The sequence below is a fragment of the Halorubrum orientale genome (assembly GCF_059623105.1).
On the sequence record NZ_JBSPSR010000021.1, the window covers coordinates 1 to 841 of the forward strand.

Sequence of the window (841 nt, forward strand, 5' to 3'; positions counted from 1 at the left end):
TGAGACTTAATCGAGCGGAACCCCACCCGTTCACGGGTGGGTCTGAGCGGACGAATTGGCCACAACCGCCGACGATGGCCCGACCGGGGTCTCAATGGATGTGATACACTTATTGGTGTGGCACATCTATATACTGCCAATCCCTCGCGGGTATAGCAAAGAGCGGACCTCGGTCCACCGCTTGCACTACCACTTCATCTGGTGCCCGAAGTACCGCAAATCGGTACTCACTGGCGAGGCAAAGGACCGACTCGAAGCACTCATCCAAGAGAAAGCCGACGAACTCGGCCTCGAAGTACTGGCGCTTGCGGTCCGTCCCGACCACGTACACCTGTTCATTGAGGGGAACCCGAAGCTTGCCCCGAACAAAATCATGCAACAGGTCAAAGGCTACTCTTCGCGCCGGATGCGCGAGGAGTTCGACTTCGGTCTTCCGTCACTGTGGACGCGGAGCTACTTCGTGTCCTCCGCTGGCGACGTATCGGACGAAACCGTCGAAGCGTACATCGAAGCCCAAACAGGACAGTGAAACGCTCCAACATCTTCGACGTAGCGCCCCGTTTGCCGACGGACGAGGAGTTGCTACATCGGGTGTTGGACGCCTCTGCCAGCCTGTGGAACGAACTCACCTACGAGCGCCGGCAGCGGTTCTTCGGCGAACTCGACGGGAGTGTCTGGGACGCCCCACGCGTTCACGACACCTACAAGGGCGTTCTCGGCTCGGCGGCCGCGAAGGAGATGAAGCGCAAGAACGACGAAGCGTGGCGGTCGTTCTTCGCGGCGAAAGAGGCTGGCGAACCCGCTGGCCCGCCGGGCTACTGGGGCAACGAGGAGGAGGGGC

The 841-nt window shown here is 60.6% G+C and carries 1 protein-coding gene and 1 pseudogene; both read left to right on the plus strand.

All coding sequences use genetic code 11. The features are described 5' to 3' along the window. Positions 1-139: 139 nt before the first annotated feature. A complete protein-coding gene (gene tnpA, locus ACWUI7_RS13465) occupies positions 140-529 on the plus strand; it encodes an IS200/IS605 family transposase (RefSeq protein WP_496642717.1) in 390 nt (129 codons plus the stop codon). Then, positions 526-841 (plus strand): annotated as a pseudogene (locus ACWUI7_RS13470) (IS200/IS605 family transposon protein TnpB); the annotation flags it as partial. The gene tnpA and the pseudogene ACWUI7_RS13470, both read left to right, overlap by 4 nt.